19 protein-coding genes and 1 other RNA gene are annotated in these 18902 nt (G+C 55.5%); 12 read left to right on the forward strand and 8 right to left on the reverse strand.

The window, feature by feature from the left end; translation table 11 throughout:
- Positions 1-99: 99 nt before the first annotated feature.
- The 3 genes from EFA69_RS10610 (at position 100) to EFA69_RS10620 (ending at position 3786) form a co-directional block, all read left to right on the forward strand.
- Complete coding sequence (locus EFA69_RS10610) at positions 100-702, forward strand: HupE/UreJ family protein (protein WP_123133052.1); 603 nt, start codon at positions 100-102, stop codon at positions 700-702.
- A 56-nt stretch (positions 703-758) separates the two neighbouring features.
- A complete protein-coding gene (locus tag EFA69_RS10615) occupies positions 759-1373 on the forward strand; it encodes a J domain-containing protein (protein WP_123133053.1) in 615 nt (204 codons plus the stop codon).
- 79 nt (positions 1374-1452) lie between these two features.
- The gene (locus tag EFA69_RS10620; protein WP_123133054.1) at positions 1453-3786 is read left to right on the forward strand and encodes a M1 family metallopeptidase; all 2334 of its coding nucleotides are present in this window, start codon (positions 1453-1455) and stop codon (positions 3784-3786) included.
- Between the two features lie 282 nt (positions 3787-4068).
- On the opposite strand, the gene EFA69_RS10625 is transcribed toward EFA69_RS10620, so the two are convergent.
- Complete coding sequence (locus tag EFA69_RS10625) at positions 4069-4761, reverse strand: carboxypeptidase-like regulatory domain-containing protein (protein ID WP_123133055.1); 693 nt, start codon at positions 4759-4761, stop codon at positions 4069-4071.
- An 81-nt stretch (positions 4762-4842) separates the two neighbouring features.
- Between EFA69_RS10625 and EFA69_RS10630 the strand changes: the two genes are divergently transcribed.
- The 9 genes from EFA69_RS10630 (at position 4843) to arsB (ending at position 10866) form a co-directional block, all read left to right on the forward strand.
- Complete coding sequence (locus tag EFA69_RS10630; RefSeq protein ID WP_123133056.1) at positions 4843-5229, forward strand: ArsR/SmtB family transcription factor; 387 nt, start codon at positions 4843-4845, stop codon at positions 5227-5229.
- A gap of 4 nt (positions 5230-5233) precedes the next feature.
- On the forward strand, positions 5234-6334 hold the full coding sequence (locus EFA69_RS10635; RefSeq protein ID WP_123133057.1) for an acyltransferase family protein: 1101 nt from the start codon (positions 5234-5236) through the stop codon (positions 6332-6334).
- Positions 6335-6411: 77 nt separating this feature from the next.
- Complete coding sequence (locus tag EFA69_RS10640) at positions 6412-7116, forward strand: YjjG family noncanonical pyrimidine nucleotidase (protein ID WP_123133458.1); 705 nt, start codon at positions 6412-6414, stop codon at positions 7114-7116.
- 126 nt (positions 7117-7242) lie between these two features.
- Positions 7243-7615: a transfer-messenger RNA gene (gene ssrA, locus EFA69_RS10645) on the forward strand.
- A 164-nt stretch (positions 7616-7779) separates the two neighbouring features.
- Positions 7780-8112, forward strand: a complete 333-nt coding sequence (locus tag EFA69_RS10650; protein WP_123133058.1) for an ArsR/SmtB family transcription factor — start codon at positions 7780-7782, stop codon at positions 8110-8112.
- Between the two features lie 36 nt (positions 8113-8148).
- Entirely contained in the window at positions 8149-8715 is a 567-nt protein-coding gene (locus tag EFA69_RS10655) for a DUF6428 family protein (protein ID WP_123133059.1), read from the forward strand.
- Between the two features lie 14 nt (positions 8716-8729).
- On the forward strand, positions 8730-9221 hold the full coding sequence (locus EFA69_RS10660) for a GNAT family N-acetyltransferase (protein WP_123133060.1): 492 nt from the start codon (positions 8730-8732) through the stop codon (positions 9219-9221).
- A 17-nt stretch (positions 9222-9238) separates the two neighbouring features.
- Positions 9239-9658, forward strand: a complete 420-nt coding sequence (locus EFA69_RS10665; protein WP_123133061.1) for an arsenate reductase ArsC — start codon at positions 9239-9241, stop codon at positions 9656-9658.
- Positions 9659-9792: 134 nt separating this feature from the next.
- Positions 9793-10866 (forward strand): ACR3 family arsenite efflux transporter, encoded by a 1074-nt coding sequence (arsB, locus tag EFA69_RS10670; protein ID WP_123133459.1) that lies wholly within the window; start codon positions 9793-9795, stop codon positions 10864-10866.
- Between the two features lie 98 nt (positions 10867-10964).
- On the opposite strand, the gene EFA69_RS10675 is transcribed toward arsB, so the two are convergent.
- The 7 genes from EFA69_RS10675 to EFA69_RS10705 all read right to left on the reverse strand — a co-directional run bounded on the left by EFA69_RS10675 (position 10965) and on the right by EFA69_RS10705 (position 18884).
- Positions 10965-11474 (reverse strand): DinB family protein, encoded by a 510-nt coding sequence (locus tag EFA69_RS10675; RefSeq protein WP_123133062.1) that lies wholly within the window; start codon positions 11472-11474, stop codon positions 10965-10967.
- A gap of 153 nt (positions 11475-11627) precedes the next feature.
- A complete protein-coding gene (locus EFA69_RS10680) occupies positions 11628-12317 on the reverse strand; it encodes a helix-turn-helix transcriptional regulator (protein ID WP_123133063.1) in 690 nt (229 codons plus the stop codon).
- A 149-nt stretch (positions 12318-12466) separates the two neighbouring features.
- A complete protein-coding gene (locus tag EFA69_RS10685; RefSeq protein ID WP_123133064.1) occupies positions 12467-13612 on the reverse strand; it encodes an SGNH/GDSL hydrolase family protein in 1146 nt (381 codons plus the stop codon).
- Between the two features lie 352 nt (positions 13613-13964).
- Entirely contained in the window at positions 13965-15236 is a 1272-nt protein-coding gene (locus EFA69_RS10690; RefSeq protein WP_123133065.1) for a YdcF family protein, read from the reverse strand.
- Positions 15237-15323: 87 nt separating this feature from the next.
- Complete coding sequence (locus EFA69_RS10695) at positions 15324-16283, reverse strand: sugar phosphate isomerase/epimerase family protein (RefSeq protein WP_221175711.1); 960 nt, start codon at positions 16281-16283, stop codon at positions 15324-15326.
- 204 nt (positions 16284-16487) lie between these two features.
- Positions 16488-17813, reverse strand: coding sequence for an IPT/TIG domain-containing protein (locus EFA69_RS10700; protein WP_123133067.1), 1326 nt, complete (start codon positions 17811-17813; stop codon positions 16488-16490).
- Positions 17814-17960: 147 nt separating this feature from the next.
- A complete protein-coding gene (locus tag EFA69_RS10705) occupies positions 17961-18884 on the reverse strand; it encodes a phosphodiester glycosidase family protein (RefSeq protein WP_123133068.1) in 924 nt (307 codons plus the stop codon).
- Between the last annotated feature and the right edge of the window lie 18 nt (positions 18885-18902).

Raw genomic sequence — 18902 nt, forward strand, 5'->3', positions numbered from 1 at the left:
GGCTTTCCTTTAAGCAACAGCCAATGGAGGCGCCTCTTGCAAGTGTGCCAGCATTTTATAAAATTGTCAGCTATTTCAAGCTCAATATTTTTCTGGCCTGTGTCTTCTGTCTTCTTCACCTACTTGCAATTAGGTTTCCATCATATTTTCAACCTGCAGGCGTATGACCACATGGTGTTTGTGCTGGCCATGTGCGCCGTGTACACCGGCTATGAGTGGCGCCGCATTCTGGCCTTGGTCACCAGCTTTACCATTGGGCATTCCATTACCCTGGCCCTTTCCACCCTGGACATCATCCGGTTCAACACGGCGCTCATTGAGTTGCTCATCCCGGTCACCATTCTGTTCACCTGCCTGTACAACTTCACCCAGCTAGGCAAAACCAAACGCAAAGGATCGGCTTTCTTTAACCTGAGCAACTTCTTTGCGGCCGCCTTTGGGCTAATCCACGGCATGGGCTTCTCCAACTACCTTAAATCATTGCTGGGCAAAGGGCAGAATATTGTGCTGGAACTGTTCGCCTTTAACCTAGGCATTGAGCTGGGGCAGTTGCTCATTGTGGTGCTGGTGCTAATAGTAGGCGGTTTGCTGGTGAGCGGCGTCCGGATTGCCCGCCGCGACTGGGCCCTGGGCGTAAGCGCCGCCGCCGGGGCCATCGCGCTCATGCTGGTTCTGGACCAGGATTTTGCGGCTATTTTCTAAAAAACGGCCCCTAAACAGGAACGTATAGAGAGTAGCCCCATACGTTTCCTTCCTCCATGCTGGCAGAGTCTTACAGAATATTACAGGTACCGTTTGGGGCACAAATGCCCGAGGTAAGACGCGCTTACCGCCAACTGGTGCTGCAATACCACCCAGACCGCAACCAAGCCCCCGGCGCGCAGGAAATATTTCTGCGGGTGCAGGCCGCCTATGAGTACCTGCAACGGTTTCAGGAGGAACTCAATGCCAGCCCCTCTTCCCGCACCTCGGCCCCGCCGCCCAAACCACCTTCAGACTGGGAAAGATACCAGTACGTCTATGACCCGCCCGCAGACCCCAAAGAATACAACGCCTGGGCAGCCGTAGCGCGGGAGCGGGCCCGGCGGCAGAAAGAGAAAGACTACGCCGCCTACGTGCAGCGCACCCAGGCCATGAAACTGAAATGGTGGTACCCTTTGGCCCGCTACAGCAGCTATGGCATCTTGACCTTAGGGCTTATGGCCGGTGCGGCGTTCATTGTCATCCCTTTGCTGTTTTTGGTTACAGGCAACTTCAAAGCTTCCCTGATGGGCATTCTCATGGTTCCCATGGGTATAAAGATTATACAAGTCATGCGAGACTTGCGGCAAGACATTAGAAAGCACTTTGGGGAGGACCTGTCCCAGCCGTGAAATAGCCCTTTTCTTTTTACTTTGATCTAGAAAATCACCAAATTGCTCTTTCCCAACTACACATCACACAGCTAACTAAATGAAACAGTTCTTACTCGCCAGCGGGTTACTCCTGGGTTTGGCCGCCCCCGTTCTGGCGCAGGAAAACATTGATAAATCTAAGTTCCGGCAACTGGGCCAGGAGCTTCCCACACCCAACACGTACCGCACCGCCTCCGGGGCTCCGGGGCACGAGTACTGGCAGCAACGCGCGGACTACACCATCAAAGCCGAGCTGAACGACGACAACCAGACCCTTACCGGCTCAGAAACCATTACGTACACCAATCTCTCGCCAGATGTGCTCACCTACCTGTGGGTGCAGTTAGACCAGAACATCTTTGAGAAGAACTCCATGACCAGCCTCACCCAGACCAACCGGGTACCTGACCGCCCTACCTTCGGCATAGCCGAGGCCCTGGCCGAGCAGACGTTTGACGGCGGCTACAAGATCAAGGCGGTGAAAGATGCCAACGGCAGACCCTTGCCCTATGTCATCAACTTCACCATGATGCGCATAGACCTGCCGCAGCCCCTCAAACCCAAGCAGAGCGTGAAGTTCAGCATTGACTGGTTCAACAACATCAACGACCAGAAAAAGCAGGGCGGCCGTGGCGGCTACGAGTTCTTCCCCGAGGACGGCAACTATGAATACCAGATGGCGCAGTGGTTCCCGCGCATGGCTGTGTATGACGACGTGAACGGCTGGCAGCACAAGCAATTCCTGGGCACCGGCGAGTTTGCCCTGCCCTTTGGGGATTATAAAGTGAGCCTCACCGTGCCCGCAGACCACGTGGTGGCCTCCACCGGCGAGTTGCAGAACACAGACGTACTCACCAGCGCCCAGCGCAGCCGCCTGGCCCAAGCCCAGAAAGCGAACAAACCAGTTTTGATTGTGACCCCGGAGGAAGCCCTGCGGGCCGAAAAAACCAAAGCCAAAGGCAAGAAAACCTGGACGTTTGTGGCCAAAGACGTGCGTGACTTCGCGTGGGCCAGCTCCCGCAAGTTCATCTGGGATGCCATGAACGTAAACGTGGCGGGCAAGAACACTCTGGCCATGAGCTACTATCCCAAAGAAGGAAACCCGCTGTGGGGCAAATACTCCACGGAGGTAGTGGCACATACGCTGAAGACCTATTCCAAATACACCATTGCCTACCCGTACCCGGTGGCCATTTCAGTACACGGCGCGGTGGGCGGCATGGAATATCCCATGATCTCCTTCAACGGCGGCCGCCCCGAGAAAGACGGCTCCTACACTGAGCGCACCAAGTACGGCATGATCTCCGTGATCATCCACGAAGTGGGCCACAACTTCTTCCCCATGATCATCAACTCAGATGAGCGCCAGTGGACCTGGATGGACGAAGGCCTAAACACCTTTGTGCAGTTTTTGACTGAGCAGGAATGGCAGCGCGATTACCCCTCTAGCCGCGGCGAGCCGCGCAACATGGTGTCTTACATGAAGATGGACAAGAGCCTGCAACAGCCCATCATGACCAATTCAGAGTCTATCACGCAATTGGGCAACAACGCCTACGGCAAACCGGCCACGGCCTTGAACATTCTGCGCGAAACGGTGCTGGGCCGCAAGCTGTTTGACTACGCCTTCAAGGAATATTGCCGCCGCTGGGCCTTCAAGCACCCCATGCCCGCTGATTTCTTCCGGACCATGGAAGACGCCTCGGGTACTGACCTGGACTGGTTCTGGCGCGGTTGGTTCTACACCACAGACCACGTAGACCAGGAACTCACCGGCGTGAAATGGTACACCGTAGACACCCGCAACCCCGAGGTGGAGAACGCCAAGCGCCGCCAGGAGATCAACGCCGCTCCCAAGAGCCTCTCGCAGCAGCGCAACCTGCAGGACATCCCTAAAACCCTGGTAGAGGTAAAACCAGAACTCAACGACTTCTACAACACCTATGACCCCTTGGCCGTGACCGAAGCCAACAAGGCGCAGTACCAGAAATACCAGCAAAGCCTTACCCCTGAGGAGCGCGCCCTGCTGGAGAAAGGCCTGCACTTCTATGAGGTAGGCATTAAGAACAACGGCGGCCTGGTGATGCCGGTGGTGGTGCAAATGAACTTCCAGGACGGTTCCAACCAGATTGTGCGCATCCCCGCCGAGATCTGGCGCTACAATGACCAGGAGGTGACCAAAGTGTTTGTGACCGAGAAACCGGTGGCCAGCTTCACCCTAGACCCCTTCCAGGAAACCGCCGACATTGACATGAACAACAACTCGTATCCGCAGCGCCAGCAGCCCAACCGCTTTGAGTTGTTTAAGCAGCAACCGCAGGGCATCACGCCTAACCCACTGCAACAGCAAATGCAGCGCGAGGGCACCCTTCGGCCGCAAGGCAACCAATAACCTGTTTAGGGGCTCTTTTTGGAAAAACCGCCCCTAAACGCATTTAGCTCAAAGGCCTCTCCAGTTGCTACTGGAGAGGCCTTTGGTTTTTAAGGGCAGGCACCTAGTCACTCTCCCTAGCCAGAAACAGCAAAGCCGGCGAACTGCAACAGTTCACCGGCTTTGCTGTCTAAATGCTTTACACTTACTCTGAGAAGAACGCATACTTGCGTTTAGGGGCGGTTTTTCCAAAAAGAGGCGCTAAACAGCCAGAACACAGCCAGAGGTATCAGCGAGTTTCTATTAGTCTTTCCGCTTAAGGTCTCCGTTCTTAATGGCTCTGATGACCTTATACCACTTGATAGGATCCAGCAACGGATTGGCCACCCCAGGGTTGTAACCGCCCCGGCGGAGCTGCTGCTGGTTCTGTAGGTTTATCAAATGGCGCTGGTTGGAGCCGGCATCCATGGGCGTGTTCCGGAACATCTGGTCCAGGATCTGCTGGCTCATGGCGTTTTCCTGATCAATATCGCCAATGGGTGATTTCATGGCCAGAACGGCGGCGGTAAAGTCGCGGAAGGTGGCGTACGGGAACACCCGCACCTCGGGCAGCACGGTGGGGTCTTCCAACATCTCAATAATGATGGAATAACTGTCGCGCTCAAAGCTCTCCGGGATCACCAATGACTGCTTGGCGTAGCCTATGGAACTGAACACCACGCTGTCGCCGGCAATGACCGGCAGAGAGAAAAAGCCATACTCATTGGTGTTGGTGCCCCTTCCGGCCTTGGGAATGTAGACGCTGGCCCCTGGTATACCCAAAAGACTGTCGCCGGCGGTCACCACCCCGGTTAACTGGATGATCTTGCGCCCGCCTTGCGCCTGCGCCGAGGAAAGACTGATGCCTGAAACGATGAGAACTGCCACAAAAAAGCGGCCAAGCAGGCCCCAGAAGCGAGAAGACAAAGCAGGGAAAGGGAAATATAGAGTAGCCATGGATAAGATCGTTTACAAGTATAGGCTTTTTATGGTACTTTGTGCCGCAGGGCTTAAATAATTTTTACGAAGAGATACTCCATGAGGCTCAAAAATTTCAACGTCAGTTTTGGGGAACAAGTATTCAAGGCCATGAGCGATACTTCCCGTATACGGGTCCTGAACCTGCTGCTGCGCAACAAGGAGCTTTGCATCGCTGATCTGGAGCTGGTACTGGATTTTACGCAGACCAAGACCTCGCGCCACCTCATCTACCTCAAGAACACGGGTCTGGTCTCCTTCCGTAAACAGGATCAGTGGGCATTTTATTATATCAAAGACGAAATGCTGGATTTTCTGCAGCAGATGTTCAGCTACCTTGAGAAAGACCCGCTGCTCCAGAAAGACCAAGAAGTGTACCAGACGCTGTTCTCTAACCGAGAGCTGGCCGTTAACCGCCTGCAACAGCGGCACTTCACGGGTCTGTAGCACCATGCACACTACCTCTGACAAGCTTTACTTCCCGGCCCTAACGGGTCTGCGCGCGGTGGCGGCTTACCTGGTGTACGCGCACCACGCGCTGCCGCAGGTACCGCTGGCCCCAGGCTTCTTTAGGGCACTGTTCCAAGAGGCCCATATCGGGGTTTCCATCTTCTTTGTCTTAAGCGGCTTTCTAATTGGGATACGCTACCACCAGGCGTTTCTACCGGGCTCCCACCATGAGCTACGCTCCTATTTCCTGCAACGGTTCGCGCGCCTCTACCCGGTTTACCTGCTCTGCACCTTGGCGGCGCTGTGGTTCCGGCAAGACTTCAGGCCCGAATCCTGGGTGATTAACCTGCTCCTGCTACAGGGCTTTTTTGCAGACTATACTTTCTCCGGGATTGGAATTGCCTGGTCCTTGACCGTTGAACTCACCTTTTATGCCTTTGCCCCGCTGGTGCTGCTTTACTGGGACCGCCTGGGCCTCTGGCGCTGGACCCTGCTGACGCTCCTGGCTGGGCTGGTCCTGTTGGCGCTGGGGCAGTTGCCCTGGCCGTTCGGGTTCCTCCCAGACCTTTCCTTTCTGGTCAGGAGTACGTTCTTTGGCCGCTGCTTTGAGTTCTACGTGGGCATCTGGCTGGCCAGGAAGCTCCTTGCGGAGCCTCCGGCCTTCTGGCTGCAACCTAGGGCAGACGTGTTCACCTATGGCGGTGCATTGGGCATTGTGCTCTTCCTGCTGGGGCTTTCCTTCTTACGGGATATACCTGGAGGATTGGGTACAGATGTACAGACCATGGCTTTCCACGGCCTGAACAATTACCTGCTGCCTGTCTGTATTGCCGCGCTCCTGCTGGGGCTGGTAAAGGAACAGACAGTTCTTTCTACACTTTTAGGATCACAGGTTGGGCAGGCTTTGGGCAAAGGCTCTTATCTTTTTTACCTGGTGCATTACACGTTTGGGTTCGATATCCTGTATTTTCACCTCTGGAAGAACAAAGGGGGCGTGCTGCTGCTCTTGGCCATCCTTTCCGTGGCTGGGTATTATCTGCTGGAAGCCCCTCTTCAGAAAGGGGTGCTGCGCCTGGCGGCCAAAAGGCTCCCGAAACAATAACCAGTGCCTACGGTTAGTAAAAGAAGAGAACCTTGTGCTTTGCCCACCCGTTCTTCCTCAGCAGCCCCTTGTACCATATGAGAAATTTAAAAACGTACCGCCACCTGTTCTTTGACCTGGACCACACGCTCTGGGACTTTGAGAAGAACTCTGAGGAAACCTTGCACCATCTATACGATCATTACAACCTGGGCCAGCTGGGCAATTTCTCCCGCGACTCCTTCTACCGGAAGTACAGCTTTGTGAACCAGCGCCTCTGGGACCAGTACCACCAGGGCAAGATCACGCAGCAACAGCTCCGCGAGAACCGTTTTGTGAAATGCCTCACGGGGCTGGGCATGGCGGCCACAGACGTTCCGGCTGGTATCAGTGAAGCCTTTACCAGCATCTGCCCCACCAAAACGGCGGTTTTCCCCTTCACCCATGAGGTGTTGCAGTACCTGCAGAGCAAATACGTGCTGCACATCATTACCAACGGGTTCAAAGATGTGCAGTACATTAAACTGAGATCGTCTAAGCTGGATGCATACTTCTCAGAGATCATCACCTCAGACTGCGCCAACTGCACCAAGCCAGACCGCCGCATCTTTCTGCACGCGCTGGAAAGGGCGGGCGTAAGCGCCCAAGAGAGCCTCATGATTGGCGACAGCCTGGACGCCGACATTCTGGGAGCCATGAACGCCGGCATTGACCAGGTGCTCTTCAACCCCGAGCGAAAGCGCCCCCGCCTCAAACCCACCTATGAGATCCATTGCCTAAGCCAGCTGAAGGAGTTTCTGTAAGCAGTTTAGCGGCTCTTTTTCCAAAAACAGGCCCTAAACGGGAACTCCCAAGGCGTAGGTTTTGTCTAATATTTGGTTACTTTTGCAGCATAGGCCGTAAAAGACCTGTAAAGTTCTTTCACAATTGGGGATGACCGGAATTGACAGCTTGAGCAAGCTGGGTGTAAGCATGTCGGGAGTTGGCAGTTTTCCCGTAAATCAGAATTGACCGACGATTATCTGGCGAGTCTAACTACGCCATGGCTGCCTAGTCTAGGTACTAAGCATTTTGCCATTGTCCTGCAGCTCCTCGGTTCGGTGGGGGTTGGTCACAGGGCATCGTAATGCCGATCTAGTGTAGGCCAAGGTGCGGGGTCTGCATGAAACCAAAGCATCTAAGGTGTTTTCATAGGCGAGTTTTGGGCCTGAAACCACCCGACAATCCAATCAAAACTAAACATGTAGAAAGCGCTCAAGTTTCCTTGTCTGGACCAGGGTTCGAATCCCTGCATCTCCACAAAACCTATGAATGGAAGCCCTGTAACTAGCTGTTATGGGGCTTTTTTTATTGCCTTCCCCATTCATTTAAATGCCTTTCCCCTGCGCCCTTTTGTTAGTTTCATGGAAGACCTTGCTTCGTATCAAGATTAATCGTAATATTGCAATAAACAATTAAATCATAAGATGGGCGTTACTAAATCTGAGAACTTCACCACAGAGCAGAACAAGGTAGCGGCGTATGCGAAAGCGCTGGCCCACCCAGCCCGCATTGCCATCTTGCAGTACCTCCTGCAGAAACAAACCTGCATCTGCGGTGATCTGGTGGGGGAATTGCCACTGGCGCAGGCCACCGTGTCACAGCACCTGAAAGAACTCAAAGCCGTGGGGCTCATTAAAGGCACCGTAGAGGGTACCAGCGTCTGCTACTGCATAGACAAACATACTTGGGAAGAAGTAAGAGGCATTTTCCTCCATTTATTCTCTGCCCCCATCGTGTGCCAAGACAATTGCTGTTAAAAAATTTATCGTTATTCATCGTAAAATTGCAATGATATGAACCATACCAACCTTCTCACCTGGCAGGACTTCAAGAACGAGTTGCTGCAACACCCAGACCTCCATTTGCAGTTTCAGTACGCCGCGGGGCAACTGGTAGACGCCTCTTACCACATCACGGAGATCAAACAGGCCCCCATTGTGTCAGTGGACTGCGGCGGGGTCATGAACAGCTGGACCGAGGTTATTGTGCAGCTCTGGGAGCCCGAGCAACGCGACAGCGACCGTGAGATGAAGGCCAGCAAAGCGCTTTCCATCATTGCGGTGGTGGAAAAGGTGCTGCCGCTCAACCCCCTGGCCATTGTGAAAATTGAGTTCGGCAACTCGCAGTTTGATACCCGGCAGATGTACCCCAGCCAATTCATCGCCTCCGGCGAAAACCTGCTTGTGAACCTGGCCCCAGATGCGGTACAGTGCAAAGCCATTGAACGCGGCGGCAGCTGCGGCACCAATGACAAAGGCGAAGAATGCTGCGCCCCGGCTCCGGAGAAAAAGAAAGTGCAGCTGGTAGAGCTTACCACCCTCGCAGGCAACAGCTGCACGCCCGGCTCAGGCTGCTGCTAACCACCACCGCTGCTATGGAAATCACAGAACTGCTCCCAGCGCACTGGGAAGAAGTGAAACGTATTTACGAGCAGGGCATTGCCACGGGCCAGGCTACGTTTGAGACGGAGGCTCCGTCTTGGCAGAACTGGGACAGCAGCCACCTCCCCTTCTGCCGCCTGGTTGCTTTGAATGGTGGAAATGTCTGCGGCTGGGCCGCCCTCAGCCCCGTTTCCAGCCGTTGCGTGTATGCCGGCGTGGCCGAAGTGAGCGTGTACATAGGGCAAGCTTACCGCGGCCAGCGCATTGGGGAAGCACTTTTAGGGCACCTCATCTCAGAGAGCGAGCAGCATCATCTCTGGACCCTCCAGGCCGGCATCTTCACGGAGAACACGGCCAGCGTGAAACTCCACGAGAAACTCGGTTTCAGGATAGTGGGCCGAAGGGAGCGCATCGGTCGGCTGCACGGCGTGTGGCGGGACACGTACCTGCTGGAACGACGCAGTCCTCTCATTGGAAACAACTAAAACACCTCCAGAAAAACATGAAAAACATATTGGTTCTCTGCACCGGCAATTCCTGCCGCAGCCAACTGGCCGAAGGCTACCTCCGCTACTTCGCCCAAGGGCAAGCCACCGTTTATAGTGCCGGCATAGAAACCCATGGCGTGAATCCAAGGGCTATCGCTACCATGGCTGAGGATGGCATTGACATCTCCGGGCACACGTCTAACCACATAGAGGAGTACCGTCAAGTACCCTTTGACTATGTGATCACGGTGTGTGACCATGCGCAGGAAAACTGCCCCTTCTTCCCTACCAACGCAGTACGTATTCACCAGAACTTTCCAGATCCAGCCAAAGCCACCGGCTCAGAGGAGAAGATCAAGGCCGCCTTCCGGCAGGTGCGGGAGCAGATCAAACAGTTCTGCCAGCAGTTTGTGGCGGAGCGTCTGCAAAACTAACCACCTCCTTTAAGAAGGCTCATTCTTGCGTTTAGGGGCTGTTTTAGGAAAAACAGCCCCTAAACGCAAGAATGAGCCTGTTTCCCCATCTCTATCTCCCCGGCGGCTTCCCGCCTCCATCAGCTCTTTATAATATGAGTCAATGTAACGTAGACAACAAGAAAAGGCTTTCTACCCTAGACCGTTTCCTCACCGTCTGGATTTTTGCGGCCATGGGTTTGGGCGTGCTGCTGGGCTATCTCTTTCCTGGCACCCAAACGTTCATCAACTCCTTCCAGAGCGGCAGCGTGAACGTGCCCATTGCCATAGGCCTTATCTTGATGATGTACCCGCCCCTGGCGAAGGTGAAATACCGCCAGCTGGGTCGCGTTTTCCAGAACCTGAAAGTGATTACGCTCTCCCTGGTCCTCAACTGGGTCATTGGCCCCGTGCTCATGTTTCTGCTGGCCATCCTCTTCCTGCGGGACTACCCTGAGTACATGGTAGGCATCATTCTCATCGGGCTGGCCCGCTGCATTGCCATGGTATTGGTCTGGAACGAACTGGCCCAAGGTGACCGCGAATACGCCGCCGGACTGGTAGCTTTCAACAGCATCTTCCAGGTCTTGTTCTACAGCCTATTCGCGTACGTGTTCATCACCGTACTACCGCCTTGGTTTGGATTGGAGGGCTTGGTGGTGGACATTGGCATGGGCGCTATTGCCCAAAGCGTGGGTATCTACCTGGGCATCCCGTTCCTGCTGGGTTTCCTGTCCAGCGTGGTCCTGCGCGGCCTCAAAGGCGATGAGTGGTACCAGCGGGTATTTATCCCCGCCATCAGTCCCCTCACGCTTGTTGCCCTGCTGTTCACCATTGTGGTCATGTTTAGCTTGAAGGGAAATCTGATAGTAACCATTCCGCTGGATGTGCTGCGCATTGCCCTTCCGCTGGTGCTTTACTTCGCCATCATGTTTGTAGTGAGCATCTACCTGGGCAAAGCGGTGGGGGCTCCCTATGCCCAGAATGCCTCCGTGGCGTTCACGGCTACGGGCAACAATTTTGAACTGGCCATTGCGGTGGCCATTGGCATGTTCGGGTTGAATTCAGGACAGGCCTTTGCCGGGGTAGTGGGCCCGCTTATTGAAGTTCCGGCTTTGATTGCCTTGGTGAACCTGGCGTACTGGTTCAGGCGGAAGTACTACAAGGGAACTACCGCAGACAGCCGCTGATTCTCCCCGCTTTCTTATACATAAATTGAATGATGCGTTTAAGGGCTGTTTCTGGAAAAACAGCCCCTAAACGCATTTCACAGGCAACAGTATGAAAACTATTGTTCATCTGCGCTGGGGCCGTAGCTGCCAGGGATGGGCACGTTGAGCAGCCGCAGGAACACGCCCAGCTGCGCCCGGTGGTGGATGATCTGGCTCATGGTGTTGCGGAGCATGTCATATTTAGACCCGGAGAGATACACTATCTCGCCATTCCGGAGGGTCCACTCTTCCGTCAGGGATTCTTCCTGGGCTTTGGCGAACTCAGCTTTCCCTTCTGCCAGGGTTTGCTCAAAATACGCCAGCAGTTCCTGGGTGCTGTTGATCTCTTTGGGGCTGTACGGAGCGGTGGCGAAATCCAGTTCCGGGGAGTTCAGCACCATCCCAATCCAGGAAGGCATTTCAGCGATGTGGGTAGCCAGCGCCCGAATGGTCATGCTTTTGGGGTGCGGCTGCCAATCGTATTTATCATCGGGGACGCGCGACAGCATGTTGCGGGTGGTTTGGCCTTCGGCTTCCAGCTCTTTCTGGAGCACGTCAATCACGGATAAGGTTTGTACTTCTGACATCGTTTTCTTTTGGTTTAGTGATGTCACAAAGAAACACCCACCCACTGACAACCCTATGGCAGCGCACTTTTCAGGTCTGAAAGTTTTTCTGGAATTTTTCTACCGAAGCCGTTTTGGGCCTGTTTTTAGAAAAAGGGCTGCTAAACGCCGCGCTTAATACGGAACGGGCAAGTGCTGCATGTAGTCATTGATGGCCATGTGATTGGTTTTGCGGAACGGCAGACCGGTGTTTTTGATGGTGAGGATACGGGAGACCTTGAAATCGCGGTAGTCCTGGCGGTGGTGGCACCAGCCGATGAGGTGCCAGCTGAAGGCGTAGAAAATCAGCCCGATGGGTTCCAGTTGCCGCTTGCTCACCTCCTCGTTCTTGTTTTTGTACCCGATCTCCAGAATGGAAGTATTGATGATGGACTCCTGAATGAGCGCCAGGTACTCATAATCATTGTTGAAGCAAGCCGGCATCTGCAGCTTGATGTGGTTGTTCAGGAAATCCAATTTCTCTTTCTGGGTGGTGCGCAGCACGGCTTTCACTTTGCTCAGCGCCGAGGCGTAGTGCGTGTGGATGGATTTATCGGTGAACCCGAAGACCATGGCCTCCATGAGCAGCAGCGCATTGGCTTCCTCAGACGTGAACGAGACGGGCGGCAGAAAATAGCCCTGCACCACAAAATAGCCTTTGTGCGGCTCGAAGCCCACCGGTACGCCCTGCTCGCCCAGCGCCTTCACGTCGCGGTACACGGTGCGCACACTAATGGCAAAGGCCTCGGCGATCTTCTCCGCGGTCACGTACTTCTTGGACTGCAGCAAGGTCAGGATACCGAAAAGCCGGTCTACTCGGTTCATACGCGTGGGAATTTTAGGGCTGGCTTTCCGCCTGGTGTTAGGAAGGACAAGGTAGAAAACCCGCCGCTCATCTGCACAAAAAAATCCGTTTAGGGGCCGTTTTTCCCAAAACAGCCCCTAAACGGATTTTCTAACTCTAGCTGGAAGGTTTACTTTTTGGGCAGAATCTTCTTCAGCTTCTTGCCTACAAACGGGGCTACGCGCATGAATCCCAGGTCTGAGAGGTGGCTGCCGTCAATGGTGCCTTCGTGGTCATAGCTGGGGAGGTCTTTGGCGGACAGATAGTACAGGTTCTTGTATTTCTCCTGCTTGAGCTGCTCGTAGGCTTTCCTGAATTCCTCGTTCTGGCCGTTATCGAACTTCCGTTTTTCCTGGTCCCAGGGCGTGCTTTCCCTGAAAACACTTTCCACCATGAGAATGGGCGTGTGGGGTTTGAGTTCGCGCAGACGCTTGATGAACGGCACCGCCCGCTCCCTGATCTGCTCCGGCGAAGGGTTGGGCACGCAGTCCAGCACGTAGACATCGGCGTCCATCTGGCCCAGCACCTCGGCCAAAGCCATTTCCATTTTGCCGCTCCCACTGAAGCCCAGGTTGTAGATGTCCAGGTTCAGCTGCCGACTCAGGATAGCCGGATACGCCATACCGGGGCGGCTGGCCGAGGCGCCCTGCGTAATGCTGGACCCGTAGATGACCACTTTTTGGGTGGGCAGGAACCGGGCATCGGCTTTCTGGAGCGTGGACCCGGCCTCCACACCCACGTGCACTTCCTCGGCGGCGGCGTACAGGGGCAAGTGCACGCGGTAGTGCCGCAACTGGCCATCCAGGTTGCTGAGCACCAGCACGTCGTTCTGTTCCTTCGCCGGACGCGCCGTGGCCGCGTATTGCCATTCTTTGCCGTTCCAGGCGTACAGGTCCAGGCCGTTCACCGCCGCGGGTGTCATGTTCCAGAGCGTATTGTACTTGGCCAGCCGCCACTTGAGCTTAATAGATTTGGAATTGGTCTGGAACGAGACACTGATGCCCGCCGAGTTGGTCGCCAGCCTCGCCACCGCGTTGGGCAACTTGGGCCGCTCCGCCGCGTCTATGCGGTGAAACCCGGAGTCGCGCACGGTAGCGGATTGGCCCAGCACGCTCAAGTCACGCGCGTTCACATACGTGTACTTGACCCCGGTGCTGTCCTGCGCCACCGCGTCGGGGCTGCCCAGCAACACACAGGCCATGAACATCAAAAACAAATAGCTGAAACGAAGCATCATGAAGATAGAATATGGGTTGATAATTTGATTTTCACGCATTCCGTCCCCCTTGGAAGGGGGTAGGGGGATGATTACTCGTGCTGAACATGGCGTTCAAGATGGTAGGGGCAATCCCTTGTGGTTGCCCTAGCATTATAGCCAACTCTACCGGTTCTTCCTCCGCCTTTGTCATCCCCCTACCCCCTTCCAAGGGGGACGGAATGCGTGTACTACAGAATAGCGAGACAATCAATGGAGGCTGAGTGGGTTGTCCAAGTTGTTTTAAGGCCAATTTCAGAAAAACAGCCCCTAAACAACATAGAATCAGCAAAAGCACACGCCGCTGTGGTTGGCTACCAGAATTCCGTTTAGGGGCTGTTTTTCAAAAAAGAGCCCCTAAACGCAGAGTGAATTACGGGTCTAGATGATCCAGCGGGTCTACCTGCCGCGAAGTGGGCACGGAGGAATATTCCGTCTCCACGTCAGAAAGTTTCTTCAGCTGCTGGAACGGCGCGTAACCCAGTTCCTCCTTGGCCTTCTTCTCGAAACGCATGATGTAGCTGCTCTGGCTTTCATCGGTGACAATCAAGATGGGTCTGTCTAGGGGCATCTGTAGTGTGTACAGCAGGCGGTTGGTGTTGCGCAGGTTGGTGGTGGTGTGGCGGGCGTGCGGCTCAATGATGACCACCTGCTCGGCCACGCCCAGGCTGTCTACCATATACTTTTTCATTTCCACGGCCTCGTTGTACGGCGTTTTGTTGGGGTGCACGTTACCGCCGGAGACCACGATGAACGGAGCCAACCCTTTCTGGTACCGCTCCAGCGCCATGCGGCAGCGGCTTTTGGCTTTGTCGTGCAGCACAATGCCCTCTTCCTCGGGCCCGAAGCCCGGCACCAGAATCAGGCTGTAGGTGTATTTGCCCCAGTCCGTGGATTTCGCCTGCTTGAAAGGTCCGGCGTTCAGGCCCTGGTGCAGCGGCTCATAGCGTACGGCCTCGTCCCTCCCGTTGAGGACCAGGGCCTCTAGCGAAGCTTGCAGCGGAATCTGGAAGAACAGTTGGTCACCGGAGGTATTGGCCGCATTCTCCAGCGTTTGCCGCACCTGCCGCTGGAAGGCGGGATCAGTCACTTCAAAGCTGATGGCGTCAATTTTGGGGTAGCGCGGTTTCTTGCCTTTGAAATAGACATCGGTGGCGTGGTTCATGGCTTGCGCCGAGTTCTGCCAGGCGCTGCGCAGGAAAGCGGTGTCGGGTTGGGGGGCGTAGAGTTCGTATTTCCCGCTGGCTTTCAGGGGCTGAACCACGTTTCGGAACCGCTTGCTGCTTTGGAACAGGCGCACCAGCTCGTTGCCCACCTGCTGCACCTCGGCAGCGCTCCACTGCACCGAGGAAGCCAGACAAGGCACATCGGTACAGGTTTGCACAGCCTGCTTCACCCGCTGGGCGCGCTGAGAGGCCAACTGCCGAAGGGTTTCGCTTTTCTGGAGTTCGGCTTGGTACGGACTTTCCTGCAACGTGACCAGCAGCGGATAAATTTTCTGCTGCAAGAGAGTTTGGGTGGAAGTTTGGCCCGTGGCCGAAGCCGTGGCCGGTGCTTTGGGAGAGCAGGCGCTCAACAGCGAAAGAATTGCCAAGCCGCCCGCCAGTAAGGGTTTAGGGCTAAGAGAGAGAAAAGGTTTTATCATTGCGGAGGAATATAAACAAATGAAAAGAGGCGCGTTTAGGGGCTATTTTCAGAAAAACGGCCCCTAAACGCACGTGCCCCGGTAGGATTAGGGATTGGATTTCGCGAGTTTCTTCTGCGCCACGTATGCTGAGTGCAGAGACAGGTAACATTCCTTCAGTTCTTTCACGTCTTTGAAGGCGCTCTCAAACAGGAACGGCCCCTGATAGTTCACCTCGTCCAGCGCCGCCAGAATCGCGGACCAGTCATTGCCGCCCTGGCCGGAGCAAGGGAGAAAATGGTTCTCCTTCTCCCCGTGCCCATCGGCTACGTGAATGGATTTCAGCCGTTTGCCCAGCGCCCTGATGAGCCGCTCCGGTTTTTTGATGTGGTTCATGTCCACGGCCGCGTAAATGTTTTTGGGCAGCCGGCCCATGATCTCCAGCGTCTCCTCCACCGACCGGCACAGCGGGCGCTCACGGTTGGCATCAGCGAGCAACTCGGGACCCAACATGTTTTCAATGACCATGGTGGCCTTTAGTTCCTGCACGGCCGGCAACAGTTCTCCGCTGGACTTGATCATCTGCGCTTTGCGGGTTTCGCGCTCGTTGAGGCCCAAATAATAGCTGGGGTGGAACAGAATGACCTGGGGCTGCAACGCTTTCGCATAGGTCAGCACCTGCTTGTGCAACGCCACCACCGCTTGCCGTTCCTGCTCATTGGCCAGCGAAAGGTCAATGGTTTTGCTGTACGGCATGTGGATGGACCAGATCTTGATCCCGGCCTTATCGGCGGCCTGTTTGGCCTCGGCCACGGCTTTTAAGATCTCGGCCTCCGGAAGCTTGAACTGGCGTTTGTCGTCAATGAAGGCTTGGAACGAGGTCTCAATGTAGTCTATCCCCACAGATTTGGCGTAGGCCATGTTCTCTGGCGTGATGTTTTTGAGGGCGATGGAATAGCCCACCTTTCGCGGCTGGGCCGCTTCCTGCTGCGGAGTCTTGGTGGCGCAGGCCCATACCAGCAGGCAGACACCCAAGAGGAAGCCGATGATGTTGGAGGATGCTTTCATGTTCATTCAGGTAAGAGATTTCAGAAAAACAGCTCGAGAAGGGAAACAAAGCCTCTTGAAAAGCAAAACGCCCATGAAGGCCTCCCCTCCTGCTCAGCCCTTCCTTCTTCCCCAGAAAGGTAAGTCCTTTTGGGTAATAAATTTCTTCCCGTTTAGCGGCCGTTTTACCTAAAACAGCCGCTAAACGGGAAGAAGCTCTTGCGATTAGAGTTTTCTGATGACCCGTACGCGGTGGTTCTGCACATCGGCTACGTACACGTTGCCGTCTTTGTCTACCGCCACATCGGTGGGTTGGCTGAAGCGGGCGCTGGCGCCGGGGCCGTCTGCGTAGCCCGAGGTGGTACCGGCCATGGTGGTCACTTTGCCCGCCGCCGTGATTTTTCTGATGCGGTGGTTGTTCAGATCGGCCACGTACATAGTACCGTCTTTGTCCACGGTGACGCCGTAGGGCTGGTTGAACTTGGCGGTAGCGGCATCACCGTCTACGGAGCCCAGACTTCCTTCACCGGCGATGGTGCTGGCCACACCTTGGGGTGTGATTTTCCGGATGCGGTGGTTCTGGCGGTCAGCGACCAGCACGTTGCCGTCTTTGTCCACCTCCACACCCGAAGGGTTGTTCACTTTAGACCCCGCGGCATCACCATCGGCGAAGCCGGCGGTCCCGTTACCGGCAATGGTGGACACGATCCCGTCTGGAGTAATTTTTCTAATGCGGTGGTTCAGGTTATCGGCTACGTAGAGGTTGCCCGCGGGGTCCACGGCCACGTCAATGGGCTGGTTGAACTTAGCGGTAGCCACGGGGCCATCAGCAAAACCGGCGGTTCCGGTTCCGGCCACGGTGCTCACCACGCCGGCGGGCGTAATCTTCCGAATCTTGTGGTTATCCCGCTCCGCGATGTACAGGTTGCCCTGCGCGTCTATGGCAGATTTCCAGGGGAAATTCAGCTTGGCCGTGGCCACCGCGCCGTCTACATTGCCGGCAGTGCCGCCAAAGCCTACCAGCGTGCTTACCAAACCCGCCGGGGTTACGGTTCTGATGGCGTTGTTAGCGCGGTCGGTCACAATGAGGTTGCCCTGAGCATCGAACACCACGCCCTCGGGGTTCCGGAACTGGGCCACGTCAGGGGTTCCGTCCTTCAACCCAATCACTCCTTCACCGGCAAAGGTGCTCACCAGGAATTCCTCGGGGGCATCGGCGTAGGTGAAAGTAGGGCCTTGCAGTTCGCGGTTGTTCACGGTCACGGTCACGTTGCCGGAGCTGCCGTTCTCGGGCACTACCACCTGCAGTTGACCCTCAGAGGCCTCCAGGACCACGGCGGTCTGGCCGTTGAATTTGACCACGTTGTTCTCCCGCACCGGGCTGAAGTTGCGGCCCAGAATGGTCACAATACTGGAAGGCGTGCCGCTGGCGGGATTGATGGACACCAGCACCGGATCGGTGGACACGGCGGCGTCATCGTCTTCTTGGCAGGCAGTCAGGCACAGGACCGCCATCAGGAAAAACAGGTACTTATTTATCTTTTGGAACATAAGGTTATCAGTTGGAAAAATGAAAGGAGAAAATAGCGCCACTGGCCTGCGCCCTGGCACCCGCCCGTCTGTTTAGAGGCTCTTATTAGAAAAACGGCCCCTAAACAGACACGCTGCTTCTGCGGTTTCTGCCCAGCGGAGAAACTGTTACGGCACGTTGGCCACTATCGCCCACCCGTTGGCCACGGCGCGCGGCAAGCGGTCTGAGGACCAGTTGCGCATGTGCCATACATCGGCCAGCGGGTGCTTGATCATGAAGGTGGAAGACCCGCCGCCGTCTAGATTGAGGGCCTCGCGGGCTCCTAGGGCGCTTAAGAACGTGGCCAGTTTTTCCAGCGTGATGCCGTTGGAATAGTCGAACCGGCGGCCGTCTACCACCACAAAGTACACCACCTTGTCCTGGGTGATGCCCACGGCGGTTCTGGGTTCAATGGACACATCGGTCTGGCTCACGCGCTGGTTGTCTCTGATGAGGCGGTGGTACCCGCCCAGGGCGTGCTGGATGTTGTCTTTGCGCTGCTCGTAGTCGGTGGCATCGCCAATGAAGGGGTTGCCCTGCTTGTCTACTCCAAAATATCCGCGGCCACCGGCCTGAATGGCGGTTTTCACGGCTTTTCCGTTGAGGTAGACCAGGCTGCGGGGTTCCCCGGTGCTGGTATTGAAGAAGTCTGAGTTCACGGCGGCCATCACGCGCTGTCCCGGTTTGTCAATGTACTTGAGCATGTCTGGGATGGTCTGCATGGCAAAACCGGTGCCGCCAAAAGGCGTGGCCGGGTACAGCGACAAACCCGGCTGTTTAAGGTCTACCTTGAGCACGAAGGCGTGCATGGTGTAGCCTTCCATGCTCAGGTAATGGATGTCGGTTTCCTCTACGCCGGGGTGCACCTGGAACGTAGTGTCTGAGAACACCCGGCTAATGAGCGAGGTATTGTCCACCAGCATCTTCGCCACCGGGGTAGTGGGGCTGAAATCTACCGCGGGGGCCTCATCGTCGTCCTCGCAACCGCTGAAGGCAAACAAGCTGCTCACCGCGCAAAGGGCAATGATATATCGTTTAATAGGGAGTAACATATCCTAAGAGGTTAAGAG

Source organism: Rufibacter immobilis (genome assembly GCF_003721565.1).
Taxonomy (GTDB): domain Bacteria; phylum Bacteroidota; class Bacteroidia; order Cytophagales; family Hymenobacteraceae; genus Nibribacter; species Nibribacter immobilis.

Bases quoted from the DNA above. Each gene is read 5' to 3' on its own strand.
- EFA69_RS10615 (WP_123133053.1), top strand. From the start codon at position 759: ATGCTGGCAGAGTCTTACAGAATATTACAGGTACCGTTTGGGGCACAA.
- EFA69_RS10620 (WP_123133054.1), top strand. From the start codon at position 1,453: ATGAAACAGTTCTTACTCGCCAGCGGGTTACTCCTGGGTTTGGCCGCC.
- EFA69_RS10625 (WP_123133055.1), bottom strand. From the start codon at position 4,761: ATGGCTACTCTATATTTCCCTTTCCCTGCTTTGTCTTCTCGCTTCTGG.
- EFA69_RS10630 (WP_123133056.1), top strand. From the start codon at position 4,843: ATGAGGCTCAAAAATTTCAACGTCAGTTTTGGGGAACAAGTATTCAAG.
- EFA69_RS10635 (WP_123133057.1), top strand. From the start codon at position 5,234: ATGCACACTACCTCTGACAAGCTTTACTTCCCGGCCCTAACGGGTCTG.
- EFA69_RS10640 (WP_123133458.1), top strand. From the start codon at position 6,412: ATGAGAAATTTAAAAACGTACCGCCACCTGTTCTTTGACCTGGACCAC.
- EFA69_RS10650 (WP_123133058.1), top strand. From the start codon at position 7,780: ATGGGCGTTACTAAATCTGAGAACTTCACCACAGAGCAGAACAAGGTA.
- EFA69_RS10655 (WP_123133059.1), top strand. From the start codon at position 8,149: ATGAACCATACCAACCTTCTCACCTGGCAGGACTTCAAGAACGAGTTG.
- EFA69_RS10660 (WP_123133060.1), top strand. From the start codon at position 8,730: ATGGAAATCACAGAACTGCTCCCAGCGCACTGGGAAGAAGTGAAACGT.
- EFA69_RS10665 (WP_123133061.1), top strand. From the start codon at position 9,239: ATGAAAAACATATTGGTTCTCTGCACCGGCAATTCCTGCCGCAGCCAA.
- arsB (WP_123133459.1), top strand. From the start codon at position 9,793: ATGAGTCAATGTAACGTAGACAACAAGAAAAGGCTTTCTACCCTAGAC.
- EFA69_RS10675 (WP_123133062.1), bottom strand. From the start codon at position 11,474: ATGTCAGAAGTACAAACCTTATCCGTGATTGACGTGCTCCAGAAAGAG.
- EFA69_RS10680 (WP_123133063.1), bottom strand. From the start codon at position 12,317: ATGAACCGAGTAGACCGGCTTTTCGGTATCCTGACCTTGCTGCAGTCC.
- EFA69_RS10685 (WP_123133064.1), bottom strand. From the start codon at position 13,612: ATGCGTGAAAATCAAATTATCAACCCATATTCTATCTTCATGATGCTT.
- EFA69_RS10690 (WP_123133065.1), bottom strand. From the start codon at position 15,236: ATGATAAAACCTTTTCTCTCTCTTAGCCCTAAACCCTTACTGGCGGGC.
- EFA69_RS10695 (WP_221175711.1), bottom strand. From the start codon at position 16,283: ATGAAAGCATCCTCCAACATCATCGGCTTCCTCTTGGGTGTCTGCCTG.
- EFA69_RS10700 (WP_123133067.1), bottom strand. From the start codon at position 17,813: ATGTTCCAAAAGATAAATAAGTACCTGTTTTTCCTGATGGCGGTCCTG.
- EFA69_RS10705 (WP_123133068.1), bottom strand. From the start codon at position 18,884: ATGTTACTCCCTATTAAACGATATATCATTGCCCTTTGCGCGGTGAGC.